This window comes from Tessaracoccus sp. MC1756 (genome assembly GCF_014164735.1).
Classification (GTDB): Bacteria; Actinomycetota; Actinomycetes; order Propionibacteriales; family Propionibacteriaceae; genus Arachnia.
This window is the reverse complement of the sequence record NZ_JACJFZ010000001.1, coordinates 1,127,753-1,134,035: the sequence shown is the minus strand read 5'-3', so window position 1 is coordinate 1,134,035 and position 6,283 is coordinate 1,127,753. Positions and strand designations below refer to the sequence as shown.

Annotated in this window: 8 protein-coding genes; 3 read left to right on the top strand and 5 right to left on the bottom strand. The window is 66.3% G+C overall.

The window, feature by feature from the left end; genetic code table 11:
- Positions 1–343 precede the first annotated feature (343 nt).
- Entirely contained in the window at positions 344–751 is a 408-nt protein-coding gene (locus H5393_RS05305) for an HNH endonuclease (protein ID WP_370585932.1), read from the bottom strand.
- Positions 752–898: 147 nt separating this feature from the next.
- Here H5393_RS05305 and H5393_RS05300 point away from each other — a divergent pair, with 147 nt between their 5' ends.
- Complete coding sequence (locus H5393_RS05300) at positions 899–1,282, top strand: nuclear transport factor 2 family protein (protein WP_182765722.1); 384 nt, start codon at positions 899–901, stop codon at positions 1,280–1,282.
- 30 nt (positions 1,283–1,312) lie between these two features.
- Here the strand turns inward: H5393_RS05300 and H5393_RS05295 are convergent, their stop codons facing one another.
- On the bottom strand, positions 1,313–2,626 hold the full coding sequence (locus H5393_RS05295) for an APC family permease (protein WP_182765721.1): 1,314 nt from the start codon (positions 2,624–2,626) through the stop codon (positions 1,313–1,315).
- Positions 2,627–2,766: 140 nt separating this feature from the next.
- On the opposite strand from H5393_RS05295, the gene H5393_RS05290 reads away from it, so the two are divergent.
- Complete coding sequence (locus H5393_RS05290; RefSeq protein WP_182765720.1) at positions 2,767–3,636, top strand: hypothetical protein; 870 nt, start codon at positions 2,767–2,769, stop codon at positions 3,634–3,636.
- A gap of 4 nt (positions 3,637–3,640) precedes the next feature.
- Here H5393_RS05290 and H5393_RS05285 read toward each other — a convergent pair whose 3' ends face one another.
- Both H5393_RS05285 and H5393_RS05280 read right to left on the bottom strand, forming a co-directional pair.
- A complete protein-coding gene (locus tag H5393_RS05285) occupies positions 3,641–4,045 on the bottom strand; it encodes a four-helix bundle copper-binding protein (protein ID WP_220488165.1) in 405 nt (134 codons plus the stop codon).
- Positions 4,046–4,293: 248 nt separating this feature from the next.
- On the bottom strand, positions 4,294–4,794 hold the full coding sequence (locus tag H5393_RS05280; protein ID WP_182764656.1) for a ferritin-like domain-containing protein: 501 nt from the start codon (positions 4,792–4,794) through the stop codon (positions 4,294–4,296).
- Between the two features lie 395 nt (positions 4,795–5,189).
- Here H5393_RS05280 and H5393_RS14500 point away from each other — a divergent pair, with 395 nt between their 5' ends.
- A complete protein-coding gene (locus tag H5393_RS14500; protein ID WP_076058886.1) occupies positions 5,190–5,756 on the top strand; it encodes an HNH endonuclease in 567 nt (188 codons plus the stop codon).
- Here the strand turns inward: H5393_RS14500 and H5393_RS05270 are convergent.
- Positions 5,750–6,256 carry an O-acetyl-ADP-ribose deacetylase gene (locus H5393_RS05270; protein WP_182765719.1) on the bottom strand — a complete coding sequence of 169 codons (507 nt, stop codon included), beginning with the start codon at positions 6,254–6,256 and terminating at the stop codon, positions 5,750–5,752. The two genes, H5393_RS14500 and H5393_RS05270, sit on opposite strands and share 7 nt — an antisense overlap.
- Between the last annotated feature and the right edge of the window lie 27 nt (positions 6,257–6,283).

Sequence of the window (6,283 nt, the reverse complement as noted above, 5' to 3'; positions counted from 1 at the left end):
CCCGCCAAGACCGCCTCAATCACCAATCTGCGCTTCGCTGCTGCCATCCACGCAGACTCGCAGAGCCATTCCGATGACCTGAGACAGGGGTATTCCGATGACCCGAGACACCCTATTCCGATGTCCTGAGATCACACACTGTCAGCCCGACCAGCAAAGGGCCTTGTCAGACCGGAAATCCGGTGGACAAGGCCCTTTTACGTGCCTGTTGCTCACAGGGCCAAGCACGCCGGGCGTGTGAAGAGGACAGGCGCGATCGGCCACCGTTGGACCTGAGCCCGCCAAGGTGCGCCCACCCCGGTAAGGCCCCGCCCGCGGTGTGGTCAGAGCCCGTGCGAAAGTACTACTCCGGCATTTCTGAAGGCGGCGGTACGGGCGTGGGTTCGGCAAGGAGCGCGGCGCGGATCGTTGCGAGCCGGAGCAGGAATGTGCGCTCGTCGTACTTCTTCCGCCTGAGCCAACTCGTCACTTCACTGTGGTGTTTGCTCGCGTTGCAGGATCCGCACGCCGGGACCACGTTGTCGAGCGTATAGCGGCCGCCGCGTGAGATCGGGTGGATGCAGTCTCGCTGCAGCGGCACTCCGTGCTGTCCGCAATAGGCACAGCCTCCCCATGCGTCGACGAGATCGGCCCACTGGGCGGGAGTGAGGTCGTTGTCGACGCGGTCCAGCCTGCGCTGTCGTCTCTTCGCATAGCGTGCTCGGTTGGCCGCCGACCGTCGTGCGGCTGAGAACTTGTGGCGTGCGGGCACCGTCCAACGGTACTGCGACCACATGATTTGCGTCGGATTGCCCCGCGCGATCCGCGGATCACGGGGTGTGGCGCAATGGCTGGTATCGGCGGACCCTTGAAGAAACAGATCGCGACTCAGGCGATCACATGGAAGTAGGGAGGCGCTGTGTCCCACGAGTCACAGGTGGCGGCGTTGCATGAGGTTCTCGACGCGTTCAACAGGCACGATCTCGACGCCATCATGGGCCACTTCGCAGAGGACTGCGTCTTCGAGTCGCCCCGTGGAGAGGATCCCTGGGGGAGTCGGTTCGTCGGACGCGACGAGGTCCGGCGCGGCCTCGCAGCCCGCTTCGAAGGCATTCCTGATGTGCGGTACAGCGGCGGCAGCCATTTCGTCGCCGGCCATCGGGGCGCCTCCGAATGGACGATCACGGGCACAACCGTGTCGGGTGAGCGCATCGAGGTGCGGGGTTGTGACCTCTGGACGTTCGACGACGAGGGGCTCATCGTCCGTAAGGACAGCTTCTGGAAGTTGCGGCAGCAGGCTTAGCTGCCGTGCGGAGCCACGCGTGAGGGGCTGTCAGGCCTCGGCACGAGCGGTCGCACGCACGTTCCTCCGCGCGAAGAGGGCCAGCAGCCCACCGAGGGCGAGCATGGGGAGGCCGAACAACCATGTCTCTCCCTCCACCTGTGTGGCGAGCAGGACGCAACTGGCTATGCCCAGGACTGGCAGCACGCGCGGCACGCGGTAGTGCTTGTGCGCCACCGCGTCCTTGCGCAGCACCAGGACGGCCGCGTTGACGGCGGTGAACACCACCAGCAACAACAACACCAGCGTCGAGGCCAGCACCTCGATGGAACCGAGCAGCGCCAACACCACCGACAAGCCTGTGGTGACGACGATGGCGAGCCACGGCGTCTTCCGGCCGGGAAGCACCTTCGACAGGAACGACGGCAACAACCTGTCGCGGCTCATGCCGTAGGCCAGCCGCGAGCCCATGATGCCGGTCAACAACGCGCCGTTCGCGACGGCGACCAGGGCGATCACAGAGAACAGCACCGGAGGCACCCCGCCTGCAGCGCGCACCACCTCCAGCAGAGGACCGGTCGATGCCGCGAGCCGGTCGGTGGGCACGATCGCACTGGCGGCGACGCCGACGCCCACGTACACGAGGCCCGCCACCAGCAACGCCCCGAACAGTGCGCGCGGGTAGGAGCGCGCGGGGTCCTTGGTCTCCTCGGCGACGTTGACTGAGGTCTCGAAACCCACGTACGAGTAGTACGCCAGCACGGTTCCTGCGAGAACAGCAGCGAGCGGGCCGTTCTCGGTGGTGCCGAGCTGAGTGAGTCTCGACGGGTCCGCATCACCGCGGGCGATGACCATGAATCCCAGGACAACCACCAGCACCAGGCCGCCCACCTCGATGATGGTGGCGAGGATATTCGCGAAGAGGGACTGCTTGATGCCGAATGCGTTCAGGGCGGCGAGCAGCGCGAGGAACACGATGACGGTCAAGGGCACGGGCAGGGTCAGGAACTCCCCGAGATAGTCTCCAGCGAAGCCCAGCGCCAGCGCACCGACCGAGACGATCCCCGCCGCGAGCATGCAGTAGCCGATGAGGAAGCCCGCGAACGGTCCGAAAGCACGGTTGGCGTAGTGGGACGATCCGCCCGCCCTTGGGTACTTGGTGGCCAGCTCGGCGTAGGATCCGGCGGTCAGCAACGCCATGACCAGCGCAACCAGGAGCGGCACCCAGACCGCACCGCCGGAAGCGGCCGCGATAACGCCGACGAGAACGTAGACCCCTGCTCCGAGGACGTCCCCGAGGATGAACGCGAACAGTGCGGGGGTGGTGACGGAGCGGTTGAGCGCCGTGTGCGTGACGTTCGACATCCCCTGAGGCTAGCCACGGAGGGGGCCAACGATGGCGGCGTCGATGCAGAGTTGGCACCTGCCGCCCCTTGCTTCGCAGGCTCACCCGAGTTCTAGAATGTGGAGTGAAGGGCAATGTCGCCCTCATACGGGAGTCCACCATGGAAAGACCCAGACCGTCGTCCGCGACAGCGGAACCTGCGCTTGAAACAGCACTCCTGACAGGGGCGATTGAGAAGCGGACCCCACCCTCCGGGACGGCCCGCGTCGACCTGTCCTGGCGCCGCCTGTACAGCATCGGCGGCTACGCGGCACTGCTGTTCGTGGTGTTGGTGCTGGTCCCCATCGTCCTCGTCTTCGTGGCGCCCTTGCCGCCCAGCCAGGGGCGGCCTCTTCTGGAGTACATCGCCGAGCACAAGGCCGTCTATCTGGTCGAGCTGGTGTCTTTCGTCGGCTTGGCGGTGCCTGCGCTCCTGGTGTTCGCCGCATTGGGCGTCGCGCTGTCCACCGTCAACAAGACCCTGGCTCTGATCGGCGGCCTCCTCGGGATCGTGTCGGAGACCATCGCGTTGGCCTTGGGCAGCAGCCCACAGTCCCTGCATGGGGGCATGGTCGTGCTGAGCGACGCCTACGCCGGCGCGGATCAAGGCGAGCAGGCCGCGCTGGTGGCGGCGGCAGAGGCGTTGATCGCCGCGACGAACGCCGTGTCCTGGGCGGGCATCCTGACCGCCGGCGCGATCCTGGTGTTGTCCGTCGTGATGTGGCAGGGGCAGTGGGGCCGGGCCTTGTCCGTCGTCGGCATGGCAGCCGGGGCGATAGGTGTCCTCAGCGAGGCCCTGCGCCCCATGATCGGCTCCGCCTACCTCGTCTACGGCCTCCTGTTGCCGATCTGGTTCGCCTGGGTGGGCGTGAAGCTCTTCCGGGTTGGCGGCCTCAGCGACGGTCATCCGCAGGCTTGGGGTGAACGGCCTATAGCATCAGCGCACACACGCCCTCGAACAGCCGATGTTGTTCGAGGGCGTGGTGAGTGAGGGATCAGAGGGTGGCGAGGAGGTCCGCGCAGGCCTGTTCGCAGCGACGGCACGACTCCGCGCAGACGCGGCAGTGCTCGTGCATCGAGGCGTGCTTCTCGCACTCGTCAGCGCAGGCCCGGCAGACCGCTTCACATGCTTCGAGCAGGGCTCGGGTCACCTCGGTGTTGCGGGCCGTCTGGCGGGACAGGACCGCCGCTGTCGTCGCGCAGATGTCGGCACAGTCCAGGTTCGTCCGGATGCACTGCCTGAGTTCGGCCACCATGTCCTCGGCCAGGCAGGCGTCAGCGCAGGCCGTGCACGTCTGACCGCACTCCAGACAGGCACGGATGCACTCAACCAACTTCTCCCCGTCGACGCTCGCGAGCTCCTGGGGGTAGGTGTCGAGCATGGCTTCGATGGTCAACATGTCGTCCTCCTTCCGGCGCGCGCCGGGAGTCGCCGGCTGTGGACGCGCCGAGTTGCTCTGGTCTCCACGCTAACTGCGCAGATCGGTCAAGGCAGGCGATCCGCCGTGATCTAGCGTCCGGAGGCGTACTCGAACTCCGCCTCCAACGACGGTCCGTGGCGTGATGATCCGTTGACCGATGTGCTGAAAGACAACGGCCATGGGGCGCCCGGCTCGAGGGTGCCCCATGGCCGCCGATCAGCGGTGGGTCAGCTCTTCCCGCTCTTCGCGCGGGCGTTTGCTTCAGCCTCAGCCAACTTGGTGAGGAGCTCGTCGGTGCGCGACTCCTCGTCGAGCGACTCGCTGAGGAGCGACGCGCCGTCGCTCAGCCCGAGCATCGAGGCCCAGCGACGGAGGGTGCCGTAGCGGGCGATCTCATAGTGCTCGACGGCCTGGGCCGACGAGATGAGGCCGGCGTCAAGGGCCGGGCTCTCCTTGAAATCCTCCATGATTCCGTCGCCCTCGGCGATGAGGCCGTCAATCGCCTCGCAGCGCTTGGACGTGGGCTGACGGTCGATCATCTTGAAGACCTCCTCCAGCCGGGCGATCTGCTGCTCGGTCTCCTTCTGGTGGGTCAGGAAGGCCTCGGTCAACTTGTCCGAAACGGCGCTGTCGGCCAGCTTCGGCAGCGTCTTGGCGATGTGCCGCTCGGCGTAGTACATGTCGCGGAGCGTGTCGAAGAACAGGTTGTCCAGGGTCTTGTCGGCCATGATGGTCACCTTTCACTCAGGGGGATTTCTCCTTCCACCCGACGCTAATCGCTGCTCGGCGGAAGCACCTCACCCCGACGGACCAGAACGGAGCGTTCAGGTGAATTTGTGGCTACGGGTGCATGATTACTGCGCCGAGGACGACCGGGAATTGGGTAGAGGCTGTTATTTTTGTGCTGCACACTCACAGGAGAGGTCGCCCCGAATGATCCACATCGTGCACGCCCGTCACCGGCGCCACAGCGCGCACCCGGGGATAGCGGCCGGCCGAGAGACGATACGACCGTGAGCGATGTGCGAGGCGTGCGCGCCGTGCATCCGAGGCCCCGAGGGATTCCTGTCCCTGGGGCCTCTTTTCATTCCACCGGCAACCCACATGAAAGGAACCGTGTCGCATGGGACTTCGCCTGAGGCATCAGCCGCACCGCTACATCGCCGCCTGCCAGCTCGATGAACACTTCCGCACGGCCTTCGTCGTGGGGCTCGACTACGACGTCAAGGGGGAGGTGGAATGGACCTCGGCCGTGATCGGCATCCTGGAGGGCACCTACTCTCCCTTCAAGGTGCATCCCACCAAACGCGTCCGTTCCGCCGGCGGCACAGTCGACATGTCCTGGCCCATCATCGTGCGGCTCAATTACTGGATCGACATTCCGTGGCGCAAGAGGCCTGAACTGCACCAGCGCGCCACCCGGCTGGAGATCCTGCGCCGGGACGGGTGGACGTGCGCCTACTGTGGCGGGCATGCGCTCACCGTCGATCACGTGCACCCCGCCTCCCGCGGCGGCGGATGGACGTGGGGCAACCTGGTGGCGGCGTGTTCGCTGTGCAACGGACGCAAGGGCAACCGGACCCCGGACGAGGCGCAGATGAAGCTGCTGTGGGACCCGAGTTCCTCCACCCTGGAGTACTCAGGCGTCCAGGCCGAGGTCTGGCGGATCCTCGAGTCCGAAAGCTACTGAGCCTCCGCGACTGCCCGCTCGAGCTGCGCGAAGGTGGCCTCGTCGAAGGCCACCAACCGAACCTCTCCGACGGCGGTGTCAGCCCCGTTGACGGACTCGACGGCGGCCGCGATCGCATCATCCTTGGGCCAGCCGTAGATGCCCGCGCTGATCAACGGAAAGGCGACACTCCGGGCTCCCAGTTCATCGGCCACCTCAAGCGAGCGCCGGTAACAGGAGACCAACAACCCCCGGTCACGCTCGCCCGCGGCGTAGTTGGGACCGACGGTGTGGATCACCCAGCGGGCCGGCATGTCGCCGGCGGTGGTCCAGCCGGCGTCGCCCGTGGCCAGGCCGTGCGGAAACCGTGTGATGCATTCCTCGAGGACCGCCGGGCCGCCCGCGCGGTGAATCGCACCGTCGACCCCGCCGCCACCCCGCATGCGGTTGTTGGCGGCGTTGACCACCGCCTCGACGTCCTGTTGCGTGATATCTCCCCGGATGACCTTCAACTTGACCATGTCGACCATGGTGCCAGCACCTTAGGC

Bases quoted from the DNA above. Each gene is read 5' to 3' on its own strand.
- H5393_RS05280 (WP_182764656.1), bottom strand. From the start codon at position 4,794: ATGGCCGACAAGACCCTGGACAACCTGTTCTTCGACACGCTCCGCGAC.
- H5393_RS05285 (WP_220488165.1), bottom strand. From the start codon at position 4,045: ATGTTGACCATCGAAGCCATGCTCGACACCTACCCCCAGGAGCTCGCG.
- H5393_RS05295 (WP_182765721.1), bottom strand. From the start codon at position 2,626: ATGTCGAACGTCACGCACACGGCGCTCAACCGCTCCGTCACCACCCCC.
- H5393_RS14500 (WP_076058886.1), top strand. From the start codon at position 5,190: ATGGGACTTCGCCTGAGGCATCAGCCGCACCGCTACATCGCCGCCTGC.
- H5393_RS05290 (WP_182765720.1), top strand. From the start codon at position 2,767: ATGGAAAGACCCAGACCGTCGTCCGCGACAGCGGAACCTGCGCTTGAA.
- H5393_RS05270 (WP_182765719.1), bottom strand. From the start codon at position 6,256: ATGGTCAAGTTGAAGGTCATCCGGGGAGATATCACGCAACAGGACGTC.